The 14,760-nt window shown below is 37.1% G+C and carries 7 protein-coding genes and 2 pseudogenes; 2 read left to right on the top strand and 7 right to left on the bottom strand.

What is annotated here, in order from left to right:
• Positions 1 to 25 precede the first annotated feature (25 nt).
• The 6 genes and pseudogenes from DLE54_RS06235 to DLE54_RS06260 all read right to left on the bottom strand — a co-directional run bounded on the left by DLE54_RS06235 (position 26) and on the right by DLE54_RS06260 (position 7,375).
• Entirely contained in the window at positions 26 to 1,318 is a 1,293-nt protein-coding gene (locus DLE54_RS06235; protein ID WP_110816615.1) for an MFS transporter, read from the bottom strand.
• 55 nt (positions 1,319 to 1,373) lie between these two features.
• A complete protein-coding gene (locus DLE54_RS06240; RefSeq protein WP_162617735.1) occupies positions 1,374 to 3,569 on the bottom strand; it encodes a TonB-dependent receptor in 2,196 nt (731 codons plus the stop codon).
• Positions 3,570 to 3,912: 343 nt separating this feature from the next.
• Positions 3,913 to 4,938 carry a helix-turn-helix transcriptional regulator gene (locus tag DLE54_RS06245; RefSeq protein ID WP_110816617.1) on the bottom strand — a complete coding sequence of 342 codons (1,026 nt, stop codon included), beginning with the start codon at positions 4,936 to 4,938 and terminating at the stop codon, positions 3,913 to 3,915.
• A 96-nt stretch (positions 4,939 to 5,034) separates the two neighbouring features.
• Positions 5,035 to 5,283, bottom strand: a pseudogene (locus DLE54_RS06250) (integrase core domain-containing protein); the annotation flags it as partial.
• Between the two features lie 47 nt (positions 5,284 to 5,330).
• Positions 5,331 to 6,116 (bottom strand): annotated as a pseudogene (locus DLE54_RS06255) (IS3 family transposase); the annotation flags it as partial.
• A 41-nt stretch (positions 6,117 to 6,157) separates the two neighbouring features.
• Positions 6,158 to 7,375 (bottom strand): HEPN-associated N-terminal domain-containing protein, encoded by a 1,218-nt coding sequence (locus tag DLE54_RS06260; protein WP_110816618.1) that lies wholly within the window; start codon positions 7,373 to 7,375, stop codon positions 6,158 to 6,160.
• Between the two features lie 140 nt (positions 7,376 to 7,515).
• On the opposite strand from DLE54_RS06260, the gene DLE54_RS06265 reads away from it, so the two are divergent.
• Positions 7,516 to 13,239, top strand: a complete 5,724-nt coding sequence (locus tag DLE54_RS06265) for an ATP-binding protein (RefSeq protein ID WP_110816619.1) — start codon at positions 7,516 to 7,518, stop codon at positions 13,237 to 13,239.
• A gap of 460 nt (positions 13,240 to 13,699) precedes the next feature.
• Positions 13,700 to 13,957: an Arm DNA-binding domain-containing protein gene (locus DLE54_RS06270; RefSeq protein ID WP_110816620.1), complete on the top strand. Its 258-nt coding sequence runs from the start codon at positions 13,700 to 13,702 to the stop codon at positions 13,955 to 13,957.
• A gap of 117 nt (positions 13,958 to 14,074) precedes the next feature.
• Here the strand turns inward: DLE54_RS06270 and DLE54_RS06275 are convergent, their stop codons facing one another.
• Positions 14,075 to 14,602, bottom strand: a complete 528-nt coding sequence (locus tag DLE54_RS06275) for a peroxiredoxin (RefSeq protein WP_011960609.1) — start codon at positions 14,600 to 14,602, stop codon at positions 14,075 to 14,077.
• Between the last annotated feature and the right edge of the window lie 158 nt (positions 14,603 to 14,760).

The raw sequence follows: 14,760 nt of genomic DNA on the forward strand, positions 1-14,760 counted from the left end.
CTAAACAATTTAACGGCTAAACCTCTTAGCTATTAAACATGGCTTGCTTGCTACGCATAAACAAAACAATGATAAAAGTGAGTACCGTACTTGCCATCAGCACTTTGCTGTAGCCAAACGTATTGGCCGCTGTCATTGCCACAGCTGCGCAGACAAAGCCCATAAAAGAGAACGTCCCTAATTGCAAGGTGAAAAACGTCGCTTTGGCGGTCTTGATGCTGGCTTTATCCATAGCAATAGTGGCAACAGTAGCCATAAGCGCAGGGTTAACCAAAAAGTAAGCGGTCACGGCACCATATACCATCAATTTATTGGTATAACCGTAGCTCAGGGGTAAAAACAAAGCCAGTACCAAAGCCTGCGCCGCCGTGAGAAACAACAAGGTTCTAACACGTCCCATTTTATCAATCAGAATACTGGCACTTAGTGCAGAGATCACACCAACGACTGAGCCAAACACTTTAGTCACAAAACCAATATCTGCAAAGCTCCATTTGGCATCCACCAATATGGGGTTTAATAACGCAAACCCTGCACTAAACCCAATGGGATAGACAATCAATAAAACAAACCATGCTTTGTTTTGTTTGATAAATTGCCACATATTTTTCAACAAATTAATTAAAGATGACAATAGCGACGACGATTTTTCTAACTCTTGGCTAGAAACAGGCTTAACGTCTATTTGTTCCTTAATTGCTGATACCTCTTTTATAGAGGCAAGGCTTGGCTCGGTATAACGTAGCAGTTGCAACCATGCGATACCTGTTAGCAGCGCCAATACTAGTAATGACCCTTGCCAGCCAAGCCAAGAGTACGCCATCAGTATCAATCCGCCGCCAATAATATTACCGACAAGATTGCCCGAAAATTGCACACTATTGGCACGCTGGCGCTCCTCTTTAACAAAGATTTTGTTGGCAAGCCCGTCTATCGCCACATCTTGCACGCTCACGGCTAACGCATAAACCAGCATCAGCGCAATCATTAAACAAAACTGCGCTGCGATATCTAGCATGCCAATAATGACTAATAAAACCATCATTAAAAACTGCGCAGTCAGCAGCCAACTGCGATAACGCCCTTGTAGCTGTCTGCGCATAAATGAGGGTCGCATAAGGTCTATAAATGGTGCGTACAGTATTTTTAGTAATAACGGTAAGGCAATGATGTTTAATAAAGCAATTTTGTCCAGTGGCATCTGCATGTCACGCATGATGGCAATGGAAGAGGCAAAAATAAACGCCAGACCGATATACTGGGTGACATAAATACTGGCAAGCAAAACCCAAGGTTTACGATTGGTGGTTGTGCTCATTTGTTGTTACCTGAATAGTTGATATGACTTTAATAGCAGTTATAAGCGTAAAAGCTTAATAGTAATAACTGTATTTAATGCCATAGCTTCTATCAGGTGCTAATGTGCCGACTTGCATAGGATATATTTTGAAGTATTCATATTTCTCATCGGTTAAGTTTTTACCCCAAATGCTAAGCTCGTGATTGTCGCTTATGATGCCAACACTGGCGTCAACCAAACCATAACTGTCAAGCTCAATACCATTATTAGCTTCCGCATAGCGATCCCCCACATAGCGATAACTGGCATCCACAAACCACTTCGATTTGTTAGCAGTTGAACTATTAAATATAGGCATCAAAAAAGGCACCTCATCACTGTATCTAACGCCTAAACTACCACTCCATTTTGGTACTTGTGGCATTTGATTGCCTTCTGCCGTGAGCGGTAACATGCCTGGTCTTGCAGGATCTGGCACGTCGCTGGCATCAGTTACTTCCGTATCGGTATAAGCAAGCTGGGTTTTTAGTTGCCAGTTGTCTGTCATCCGCCAATTTGCACTAACCTCCGCACCTTGGCTACGTGTATCAACATTTGCAGTCTCACTGCGATATTCAGGCGGCGTCGCCAATACGGTCACACGCTCATCTTTCATTTTGTTGTAAAACAGTGCTAAATCTAGACTTAAACGGTTGTCGGCACTGCGGTATTTTGTGCCAATCTCTGAGGCATCAATTTTTGTGGGTTTGTAATAATCTACAGGAAACCCATAAGCCACATTGGTATCGTAGTCTGGAAAGCCGCCAAATTTATGCCCACGTGATTGCAGGGCGTATACACGCCAATCTGGGGTTAACGCATAGCTTAATCCAAGCCGCCCTGCGGTTTTGGTTTCATCAAGCGTTTTACCGCCAAATTTGATGGGGGTATCACTGGCTAATGGGTTATTACTGTTACCGTACCAAACGGTGTCATTTTTTTGTTTTTCGTTAGCCACTCGAATACCCGCAATCACATCTAAATTATCCATAGCAGGATAGGTAACTTCACCAAATATGGCTTTGGTCGTAGTGTCAAACGTTCTATCTCTAACCGCATTATTAGCGCCACCAACCGTACTATTTTTCAGCATACTATCTGGCAAGTCACTTAAATCCATACGAGCATCGTTTTTCCACTCTCTGTCTTTTTTCGCATAGTACAATCCTGCGACCCACTGTATGTCGCTTTCTGGCTTCGAGACCAATCTGAGCTCTTGTGATACCTGTTTGACTGATTCATCCAAGTATTGAAGGTTGCTATCAGGATTGGCAAGAACCTCTCTAAATATAGGCTGCTGCTCTTCTGGAACTTGGAATCCACGAAACTGTAGTGGTAGCATCTCTGGCGGTATATAGGGTCTTAGAATATTGTTATCATAATGATAGTAGCCTGTTTCTGACTCTATATCAGCAAAGTCAAACATCTCACTGGTTATAGATAAACTGGCACCTTTAGTGGTGTTTTTACTGTCATGTGGTAGCCCAGACGTTGCGACTTTATAGGTATCAAAATCTTGCTGCAACACAGGTACATTATTGGTTTGTTCGTCAAAATAGGCCGTCAATATTGCACTGTTTAGATAGTCATCATCATGCCAGCCAAGCTTCGCTTGTACCCCTTGCTTCTTTTGCTCATTTAGCGGTTTGCCATCTTCTCGTCGCTCTAAGATGTTATCTCGCTTCTCGCTCATCCCTGCAATACGAAAAGCAAAATTATCGTTAATGGGCAGGTTTAGCATGGCCTCACCATAGCGCTGGTCATCACTACCTAGACCGACTGTGGCTTTGGCTTCTACATACTCGACTGGGTCATAGGTTTTGACGCTCACACTACCCGCCTCAGCGCTAGACCCTAAAATCGTTCCTTGTGGTCCTTTTGAAACCTCCACTTTTTCGACATCTATTAGGTTGCGTGCCAACCCCATTTTGCCATTACTGACCCCATCCACACGAATATCAACTGAGTTGTCATCAAGACTTGTGTTACTTAATGAGCCGATGCCACGCATCCATAACATGGCGTAAGATGGGTTGCCACTGCCACCGTCATGCGCATCGATACTAGGCTCATCACGCATGACCTCTTTTAAGGTAACATACTGCCTATCTTCAATCTCTTGCGCAGTTACGGTATCTACCACAAAGGGGGTATCTAAAGCATCCTCTGTGATACCACGAGCATTAACAGTAACCACATCAAGAGTTACGGTTGCACGTTCATTCGTCACACTATTATTCTGACCATCGTCACTGATTTGGATGTGTACTGATTGATTATCATTTATTTGAGCGGCTAAAGCTGCCGGAGAGAAAGATAAACTGAGAAAGGGAACTAAATAATATAAAGGAGGTATATCTCGTAAGCCATTGAACTTTTTACAGTGACTTATTGCATGTAAGTTATGACAACTAAGAGAGTAGTGAGCAGAAGAAGATTTTCTAAATAACATACATAAATCCAAAGTGAGCATTGTGGAATAACCCGATAATGATAATCAATATCATTATCAATGTTAACTCTCTTTTTTAGATTATGCGGAATAATTTTATAAAATAAGGAAAGTCTTTGATTTAAAACGACTTATTATTATATTTATCAGGCGTAAAACCATAGCACTTACAGAATACTCGATTGAAATATTGCGTACTATTAAACCCAAGCTTATTAGCAATCGTAGCGATGCTTAGCCCTTCTTGTAAAAACTTTATGGCTAACTGCATGCGTTTGTGGGTGCGATAATCGCCAATGGTTTGGGCGGTTAACTTTTTAAAGTCAGACTTTAAGTAGCATTCATTTGTGCCGGTTTTCTGAGCCAATTCTCGTATCGTCCAGTTTTTATCATAAAACTCATCAATAAGTAACTTTGCTTGATAAGCATGATTAAAAATAGGTTCTTCGGCATCGGTTATTTCAGATATATACTGCTTGAGCAGCAAGCTGGTAAACGTTAGACTTTGACCTTGTAATGCCATAAATTTTATATCATCAGTAGGAATAGGTGTGTTATAAACCTCCCATCCTTTCACGATAAAGTCTTCAGCTTTGGCAGTGAGATTGAGCGGTAAAATAGTCGCATCTGGCATACTAACTAACTTTGATATAATCAGATTCTGCGCGTCTACTTGATGTTCTACTTGTTTAGCTAGATTGACGACAAAGCGCTCATCTAACTCAATATACAGCGCTTTGATTTCCTCCTTCGCTCTAATAATAGATCCTAATTTTCCTAATCCTCCTTTTATTAACCATACTACAGGGGCATTTATCGTCACCTGTGTAAAGTGTTTTTGTTTCTTTTGTTTTATCGGCCCTGTTATCGAAACTTTGTCATCTATTAGATAATGATAATTACCTTGCAAAACGATATATAAGACATAACTCGTCTGACAATTCGGATTTATAAACTGATGATTACTATGAAAGTAGCAGTCAACTCTTGATAAACCGATACTACCAAAATCATAACATTCAAAATAGCCGTCACCGACGCTCTTATCAATATGAATAATTTGACTTAAATTATTAAACCGTTGCACATTTTTTACCATACACCAGTCGTTAACTATCTGTAATTGTTTATCAAATAGATATTTCATTATGACCCTTTTCGAAGTAAGTTAGTTTTATTTTTAATTAGCATAGTTAGCAGTATTAGGAAATACCCCCAAATTTAAAACACCAAATAAGTAGAACTAAGCTGCCATATTAAGTTTCTGAATTGGCGTAAAGCCACCATCGCCCATATTGGGTCTCTCGTTATTATAGTGATACAGCCAATCGTCAGCCTGCTGTCTCACTTGATCTAAACTATCAAACAGTTCTTGATTAAGCCAGTCATAACGTACTGTCTTATTAAAGCGTTCAACATAGGCGTTTTGCTGAGGATTGCCAGGCTCGATGTACTCAATGATAATCCCTTGTTCATCAGCCCAGTCTTTTAAATGACCCCTGCCGTCAAATCCGTACACCTAAACTTGGGAGATTTTAATTATGCAGCCTGACGGTAGAAATCCATCCAAACTTGTCTTGGCGATCTCATACCTAGACCCTGCTGGATCCTGACTTGATTGTAATCTAACTCAATATATTTGATGATACTGTTGATAGCCTCAAATCGAGTTCTATAATTATGATGATATATCAGCTCATTCTTTAAAACGCCCCAGAAGCTCTCTATTGGCGCCTTGTCATAACAATTTCCTTTAGCACTCATAGATCCTTTAAAACCGTATTTACTGATGATTTTGCGATAATCGTCGCTGCAATACTGGCTGCCTCTATCTGAATGTACAATAAGCCCTTGGCTAGGTCGTTTATCCTTGATTGCTTTATTTAAGGCTCTACAGACTAAATCTGCTTTCATGCGTTTATCGATAGCGTAGCCAACCAATTCTTTGGTATATAAGTCTTTGACGCCTGCTAAATAAAGCCAGCCCTCATCTGTCCAAATATAGGTTATATCACTGACCCAAGCACAATTAGGACGATTAACGCCAAACTTCTGTTTAAGCAAATTAGGATAGACTCGCTTGTTATGGTCTGAGTCCGTTGTCGCTTTAAAGCGTTTATGACGTCTACATTTGATGTCATGTTCTTCCTTGATACTACGTACCATATACCTGCTAATTTCATGCCCTTGTTGGTTTAAATAAGCATGCAGACGCTCATAGCCATATCGCTCTTTGGTTTCACTGTGTGCAGCCTTTACAAGCAGTTCACAGTGATTACGATGTATTTGCTGAGCACTGATATCACGCTTGATCCAGTCATAGTAGTACTGTGCTCAATTAATTGGATTACTATTATTTTAGTAACCTATGTAGTCCCTTTGATTACCTCAGTTTCTATTCCAACCAACCTAAGTAGAGAATCATCTTGAAGTTTTTCATCAGCCTCTATACATTGTTCAGAAGTCGCAAATATGACTACCGCCTTATGTCTATTATTTTTAGAACTAGGATACATCACACCGTCTACTTGCAATCCATTATCAGTTTTAAAAATATACCTGAAGTGCTCGGTAACTATCTGGGTAGGTACATAATCAATATGTGCTTTATCGTCTCTGTCAATTGGCTTAATAAAATCTCGAACGAAACCATTTAAGAATCGCAGATCACTCCTTGTTTCTCGATTATACTCATCAAAAAGACTAGGAATAATAGATTGTTCAGGTAGTTTAATTAATACTAAGTCTCTAAGCGGTCTAAAAATACCACAGGTAGCTTTTTTATCTACTTCACACTTCTGATAAGTTTCACTGATTGCTGTTTCAATCTCAAATGCTCCATAGAACATAGGGATACCAGCCGGACTCATTCTATTAGGCATAGTTGCATATTCAATAGGTGGAGAACCCAATTCCTTTGCTGTAACAAAGCTTTCACTTATTTCAGATATTCTTACTCTTTTTATATCAGTATCTGTATTAAGTACCTCAATCAAATTATATTTATTTATAATATGCTTCAATACATCCAATATCTTAACTGGGTTCATTTCATCATGTTGTCTTTCATCATAATCTGGATTTTTGGCATCCAAAAACAAGTATCTAGCTTTTGATTTGACGAAATCACAAAAATGGCTCCAACCATACATAAACGTTTCATCTTTCTTCAAAGAATAAGGATTTCTCTCACACCATAGTAAGTTGTCTATAGAGTTTATTATATAGTCTTGAAGTTTAGAATTTGGAATACCAACTTCAATCATTTCAAATAATTCCCAACTATCATATGTTGTACCCTGCCAGCCTCCTTCTTTTGTTATGTATGACAAACCTTCGCTGTTTGGATCACTCCATTCGTATGAAATACTTATTAAAATATGTTCAATTACGGAACCTAATGAACAAGCAATCGTGCTTTGACTATCTGTCTGACAGAAGCTACATACGGTAGAATTATGGTGATCTGTAATGAATTGAACTATTCCCTCTTCTTCAAAACAGTCTATACAGACTGTCAAATCATCATCGCAACTAAATCCACGCTCCCAATCTTCAATTTGCTGTTGTTTAGCTCTTCCCATATAACTTCCTGTTAATCAACATATTTAATACTCATTTGGCTTTTATAAGGTAGTATATAATTAAAACTGAGTATTCATCTAGATAATAAATCTAGTTCTGTATTTCCAACACTCTTTCAAAAAATATTGGCTATAAAACTATGTCAAATGAAATCAAACATACACAATTAACTAGAGTTGGATACTCCTACCAGGACCTATGGTGTATAAAGCTATTGATAGATTGGTTTCATCAACCTGAATTATACCAATGGATGACGATAGAGGATTCAGAATCAGGACCGCATAAATTCAAAGGTCTAGATGACGTTGTAGCTCTAAATTCATATGGAAAGTATGAGCTATATCAAGTTAAATTCACTATTGATTCGGAACGTAAAGACCTAAGCTTAAGTCTTGATTGGTTATTAAAGAAAAAAAACGAAGGCACCTCTCTAATACAAAAATGGAACACTGACTTCAAAAAGTATAATGAGGATGGTTTACTGGCTAAAGCAGTCCTAATCACTAATAGAGTACCCGATGATATAGTCGACAATGCTCTTAATAACGAAATCATAGATCTCAAAAAGATCCCAGATGAGTACCTTAGCCAAATTTATGAACAACTGGATGGACAGAATGAAGCAGAGAACTTTTTTAGCCACTTTAAATTTCAACATAGTCAGCCAACAAACAATAACCTTGAAACCTCACTTCGTAATAGCCTTGTGCCAGACCACACTACAGAGGAAGGTTGGTATCGCTTTATAAAAGCTGTAGAAAGATGGGCGACTACAAAAAACCAGCCAGCACCTAATGGCCACATTATGCTATCTCATTTAAAAGACTTATTCAGTGTAGCTATTTCACAACCCTTGTCGCAATTTTTTGAAGTCCCAAACGGCTATTTACCTCCTTCAAAAGATTTTCATCAGATGATTTTAGCTAAAACTAAACAGTCGGGTGCATGGGTTGTCTATGGCCGTCCTGGTATGGGTAAAAGCACATACCTATCGCATTTAACTAATGTATTAGTTGAAAAAGGTGTACCCGTGTTACGCCATCACTATTCTATTCTATCGCAAGAGGAAGTAGACAGAGTCAGTTATACCAACGTAGCGAGGTCAATACTACTTCAAATTAAACAATTTTTCCCTGATTTGATTGATATTTCAGATTTAAATTATAATGATCTTCCTATTTCACTGAATAGTGCTTGTGATAAAGCAGAAGCAAATAATAAGCAACTAGTACTGATTATTGATGGATTAGATCATGTTGGTAGAGAACGGTCTGGCGATATTAGTCAGCTCAATCACCTAATCAATATAGTAAATAAACTTAAAGACAGAATATGCATAATTTATGGCACACAACCAATAAGCAATACAAAACTTCCTGCAATTATGGAAGTAGATACACCTAGAGATACTCATTGGTTTGAACTACCATCCATGGATATGTATGCCATCAGAAGTTGGTTAGACAGTTTAGTTGCAAGTAATCAAATTAAAATAGCAGGTGATGATCAATATAGAAATTCTGAACTAAGTGCTATCACTACTGCATTTCATAAAGTATCAAGTGGTTATCCTCTCTATCTTATTTATTCGATAAGAAAACTGGCGATAAATAAGAACTATATAATCGCTCTTGATGTTGAACGCTTACCTTCGTGCCCAGACGGCGATATTCTTAAATATTATGATGTGTTGTGGTCAAATTTGACTGCTCAAGCACGTGAGGTTCTTCTTCAAATATCATGCGTAGAATTTTCATGGCCAGACAGAGATAGCTTAGCTACTTGCTTTGAAGATACCCTGAGCTTTGCTAATGCTTTTGATGAAATTCGACACTTATTTGACATTCGTCTAAGTGGTATCACCCCTTTTCATAGTAGTATTATTGTCTACTTAAAAAGTAAAGTTGAGTTCACACAGCAATCTAAAACTTTAGTAAAAAGAGCGAAAGACTGGCTTGATACTTACGCACCTGAATATTGGAGATGGGGCTGGCAATGGATTATCGAGAGCTATTTGGGTAATCCACTACCTCTTATGGAAGGTGTTAGCCGTGACTGGTTAATTGACTCTGTATGCAAAGGATACCCTAACTCGCACATTGAACGAATACTATATTTCGCTGAAAAAACAGCTTTTGAGAACAAAAAGTATCCTGATCTTATAAAATTTAGGTTAATAAAAATGCGCCATCTGGATGGACCTGAATTTCAAGCCCAAGATTTTTCTGAATTTTTAAAAATTGCTGTAGAGAATTCAACAGCTGATTATGCAATGCTAAGGCGAATAGATAATCTACACACTTTATCTAATCAAGACATATCTGTGGTTGTATCTTATTCTAAGAGTAGCCCTTATATATTAATGCGTTGTTTTGAAGAGCTAATTAAGCGTATTGAGTTCTATACCATAAGCGGTGACGATCGAGGAAATGCTATAGATACTTTGATAGATTCGGCTTTTGACTGTCTTCTTAATCCCAAAAATATAGATATAACAAAGGCTTTTTGGCTTCTTAATAAGCTTAATGAAAAGGATATTTGGTTTGATAAAACTCTTGAGAAGTTAGTATCATCAGGTAACTCTGATGTTATATTAGACTTCCCGAAAGACTCTATTCCCGAAGATTCAATATCTATGTATTGGAATAGTTTTGTGCTGGCTTGTTGTGATCATGATATATCTTTTATAGACAGACCTGAAAGAGAACTTGCTCTTACAAGTATTTACGGCTCAATAATCGCAATATTGGAAGATAGTAATTTTCAAATAGATTGGACTCACTTTACTAAACCTGAGCCAATAATATATTTTAAACCAATGCCTTATGATGAATATGTGAAGCTGTTTTTCTATTATTTAGCTCAATCTCTATCGTATCCCAAAGTAACTTATAAACTACCAGACTTTACCGATTTAACTATTACTACTTTTCCACAGTATGCTAATACGTTTTTTGAACATATAGCTTCAAATATAGCTGATGATCTTTTAAGCTCGAATAAAATAAACATCTTTAGTATTTATAGAGAAATAGAGGTATTTAGCTTTCCCAACCGAACAGATTGTGATAATGACAAAGCTCAAATATGGCACACTGTATCAAAAGCATTGACTCAAATATCTATTATTCTATACAGATTATTCAGTGGTGCTAATCGAACAGTACCACTTAGTGTGTCTGACTTTGACTATTTAGCGACTAATAGCTTATGGCTCGCACAAAACTGGCTACAATCTGCTTCTGAACATGGTATTACAATGGCTGTTCCTAGAAAAGTTGTTGAAAAAACGATACATAGTTCGTTTGCAGAGCTATCAATAAAAAAAGACCTTACCAACTATTTAGTAAGTAATAATTTAGAAGTTACCCAGCTCGCCTTTCGATATGACTTAAATAATGAAGCAGCAATCGGTTTGAAAAACACGGCGCAACATATGTATGGTTATGGTTGGCGTAAAGACATAACTTTAAATGATGTTTATGAAGCTATTGATGCTTGCGCTAAAAATAATGTTGGTAATATTGAAGACTGGATAATACGACTAACTCCTTTTACTACTGATATATTTGAATACTCTGAGAGAGAAAATAGACATATACCTAGCTGGAGAATCCAGTTAATAGCTCAATATTTACCGGAGCGTCTAGCAGATGAATTTGCATATCACATGAGAGAACATAACTGGTCATTATGTCAAGATGTTCTTGACCAATTTATAATCAACTTCCCTCTTAACTCTGCGGCAGAAAAAGCACTACTATTATCACAAACTACTTATGAGTCTCTAAAACAATTGGAATTAAGGGCTAATAAAAGCCCCACTCTAAAAACCATCCTTGATGAACAATTAGACTTCTTGGGTGGCTTCCCGCCAGCGCCTAGAGATAATAGCTCATCTTCTGATTTTAGTCAGCCTATTGATATTGATGTCTCCCTATATCCGCCAATAAAATTACATGTATTATCGAATGAACTTAAATCTCTAGGTTTATATTCTACTGACGATTTTGTTAATAGTTGGATTGATTATTGGGTAGAACAAAATCAAGCTCTCAATATTATCGAATCTTATGAAAAATTATTAGAAGATGAAGATAATTTTCCTGATAACCTAAGGAGAAGTCTTGATGCAGTGTTTTTACTGAGTTGTAAGCTTAGAGGCACAAAAAAATCCTATTCGATGGCATTGCATAGCATTCGTTTAAATAAGCTATGGAGTCGATTTTGGAGTGGAAAAGATGCCATCCTCATTTACGCTAGAAAATACAAAAAAAATTGGCAACAGTTTTTGGACGATACTTTATCATCTCAGTTTTCCGATACTGGAGATTTAGAATGGTTTCATATACCCACTTATGAACTTGTGAAATTTTTTTTAGTCGTAGAAGAATACGATTTAGCTGTTTCAACGACTGAATCAATGGTTAAATGCTTAGAAAATGAAACCTCTCATCTATCATTAACACCACTGTATTGGTCATCGACAAATCTAACTAAAGAACAAGTGGCAGGCCATATATTATTAAGCTATTACAAATGGCCAGATAGGGTAGCTAGATTAAGAACAGCACATCAAATATCTAGGATTTTAGAAAGCGACACATCATTTAGATCATTCTTTCTACAGCATATGAGAAAATTAAAGTATGAGGTTGATACAGTCGACTATCTTTCAATACTCTTATTAATGGATAACATTATATATAGTCAAAAAGAAATTGAATCAGCTATATTATATCCATCCATTTTATCTAATAAAATTTTGAGTCAGCTTGGCTATGAAAGTAAGAATATCGACGAAAGCTTCTATACTACTAAAAATCAGGTTGAAGACTATTCTCATTCAGACGATTTTGAGAGAGCTCAAAATGGTTTAGCTCCCATGTATTTAAGTTTTTTAGAACACTTAAGTAAAGATATAGGTTACCCTCTATTATCTCACTGTGAATATGAGTGGCAATCTATTAAAAAAAGGCAAGAATTAATTTACTTCGACTATCATGGATTTAGTCGTGACCAATTCTTTCCTAGTGATAAGCTTTTATTTAACTTATCTACTCAAGCAGAAGCAGTTTTGTTATCTGCCTATTTAAGAACACTAGCATTTGCCCACCAACATCTTAGACTACCATTAGAGGTATTAAATGACTTAGCGGAGTTGGTTAAACCATTTGGTTCATATTACACGAAGTTACAGCCTTCTATACCGCCAGAAGGCTGGCCTAAACTTATTGAAATCGAAGAAAATACACCTTTGCCAGATGAAAGTGACTTGAGTGATTATTTAAAGAATTTAGTCAGTAAAAAAGAAAAGACTTTATTTGCTTCGGGACCAGTTATTCGAGTGTCAAATGGTGTATGTATTGACTTAGATGTTAGGCTATTAAAGGTAAACGGTGAATTAACGCTAACTGTAGAGGATATATTTAATAATATTGAACAGGACAATCTCGATATAAAGAATATATATCCTCTGTCAATACGTATGAATCCTTTAAAACTCAATCTTGGCAGACTTGAGATTAATAACGCTCTAAGAGGTATAGAAGCTCCCAATTACAATATAGGGTCCCCCCCACCATCTATTAGAACAACCATCAATTCTACTAATTATTACTATGGAAATCAGTTGCATGCTCAATATAAATTTTGGCAACATCAGTGGTATCCAGCACTCTACGGTGGAATTGGTCCTTCAATGGGCACTTACCTAACAATCCCTGAAGATGTGTGGAAATTATTAAAAAGCGTTCCAGAGAGTAATTTTTATTTGCTGGGTAAATTAACTATCTTAGATAAACGCAACTATAATCATGACGGCGATCTAAAGAAAATTTATAGCTTGGTAGAGATTTAAAGACTGAACACTGAAGTTATTCTAAGGTGTCAAGTTACTTGACACTATCTATGCTTATCAAATCTTATTTATCACTATTAGCACAAATTGTTAAATACAAACTATTTCATTAAAAACTATACATGTTAAAGATTATCCATCTCTGTCTAGGCTAAAATCTTATTAATCAAGTTAGCTAAACCTGGAGTGTAAATATTAGATAAAATAATTTAACCATTTAAATAAATGTTGGTATATTTGTTGGTATAAAGAAATTTATCAATACTAAAAACCTTTTAAATCAAAGTATTAGTAATAGAATATGGTTGATACTGGGCCCACCATATTTTGATTCAAGGCTTACCGTAACATTCGGTAGGCCTTTTTTTATGTAGTTTTGAGAAGGTTTCTGAAATCATAGAACTACAATGGTACGTATAGAATGTTGGTATAGATTATACCAACGCAGGAATATACCAACATGTCCTTAACCCATACGACTATTAATAAATTTACCCCAACTGAGAAGTGCACGCCTAATCGACCTGACAAATATAGTGACGGCGACGGACTACAATTATGGGTAAGACATACTGGAAACAAGGTATGGATTAGTGCTTACCGTTGGCAAGGCAAGCAACAAACCCTAACCTTGGGCAAATACCCTCTCCTTACCTTACAAGATGCTAGAAAGTGTAAATACCCCATTCTCAATACAACATCTTCGTCTACTAATTAATATATTCTCGTACTGCAACGCTTATAATTCGTTTAATATAAAAAAACTGCGTTGCCTTAATAAAGACAACGCAGTTTCATAACACTTGGCGTTTTGTCACTTAAAAATCAGCGTGATTTATTTCTGGCTTTTTAAGTACTCTAACATAGTATCGGCATCTGATACTTCAAATGGATCAGTTGGGCAGTTGTCATCGAAACCTGGCTCCATAAATACTTGTTTGATTTCTTTATTATCGACATACATCGAATAACGCCATGAACGCATACCAAAGCCTAGGTTGCTCTTATCAACCAACATACCCATTTTACGAGTGAACTCACCGTTACCATCAGGCAGCAAGAAAACATTTTCACGGCCTTGCTTCAAGCCCCACTGGTACATAACAAACGCATCGTTTACTGATACACAAACAACCTCATCTACACCTAACGCTTTGAACTCATTGTAAAGCTCTTCGTAGCGCGGTAAGTGACTGGTCGAACAGGTTGGTGTAAAAGCACCCGGCAAGGAGAACACAACTACTTTTTTATTGGCAAATAACTCATCTGTGGTTAAGTCATACCATTTAAATGGATTTTCTCCACCGATAGATTCGTCACGGACACGAGTTTTGAAGGTTACATCAGGTACATGGGTAATCATTCTTATCTCCAATTTAGGTTTTGTGTTTTTGTTGTCGAATTACTGCGGTTATATATTAACAGTTTTAACAGTCTGGGTTCAAATCTTTAGGGCATACCTTATTTATCAGGCTATAATACCCTCTGTGTTTTTCTCACAAGTATCGCCTTCACAGTTTT

This window comes from Psychrobacter sp. YP14, from assembly GCF_003209315.1.
GTDB classification, from domain to species: domain Bacteria; phylum Pseudomonadota; class Gammaproteobacteria; order Pseudomonadales; family Moraxellaceae; genus Psychrobacter; species Psychrobacter raelei.

Bases quoted from the DNA above. Each gene is read 5' to 3' on its own strand.
- DLE54_RS06235 (WP_110816615.1), bottom strand. From the start codon at position 1,318: ATGAGCACAACCACCAATCGTAAACCTTGGGTTTTGCTTGCCAGTATT.
- DLE54_RS06245 (WP_110816617.1), bottom strand. From the start codon at position 4,938: ATGAAATATCTATTTGATAAACAATTACAGATAGTTAACGACTGGTGT.
- DLE54_RS06260 (WP_110816618.1), bottom strand. From the start codon at position 7,375: ATGGGAAGAGCTAAACAACAGCAAATTGAAGATTGGGAGCGTGGATTT.
- DLE54_RS06265 (WP_110816619.1), top strand. From the start codon at position 7,516: ATGTCAAATGAAATCAAACATACACAATTAACTAGAGTTGGATACTCC.
- DLE54_RS06270 (WP_110816620.1), top strand. From the start codon at position 13,700: ATGTCCTTAACCCATACGACTATTAATAAATTTACCCCAACTGAGAAG.
- DLE54_RS06275 (WP_011960609.1), bottom strand. From the start codon at position 14,602: ATGATTACCCATGTACCTGATGTAACCTTCAAAACTCGTGTCCGTGAC.